This is a genomic window from Aeromonas sp. sif0611, assembly GCF_019218845.1.
GTDB classification, from domain to species: domain Bacteria; phylum Pseudomonadota; class Gammaproteobacteria; order Enterobacterales; family Aeromonadaceae; genus Aeromonas; species Aeromonas media.
Map to the genome: position 1 here is coordinate 1 of NZ_JAHUWU010000077.1, position 229 is coordinate 229.

The following is a 229-nucleotide window of genomic DNA, read 5'->3' on the forward strand; positions in this document are numbered from 1 at the left end:
ACGCTCAGGGTGCCGGTCTCGGTCAGAGTCGGCTTGGTCTCATCTTCGGTGACCGCACCGCTGTCAGCGCCGGTGATCACCGCGGCATCGTTGACGCCGGTAATGGTGATGGTGACGGTGTGCTCGGTGCCATCCACAGACTGCACGGTGAAGGTCTCGACCTTGGTCTCCCCCTCGCCCAGGTACTGCACCTTGCTGTTGTCGACGTTGTAGGTCCAGGCCCCGCCTT

Annotated in this window: 1 protein-coding gene; it reads right to left on the bottom strand. The window is 63.3% G+C overall.

Features of this window, described 5'->3' with window-relative positions; all coding sequences use genetic code 11:
• Positions 1-229 (bottom strand): VCBS domain-containing protein (locus tag KW824_RS20845; protein ID WP_218410912.1); only part of this gene is annotated, 229 nt, incomplete at both ends.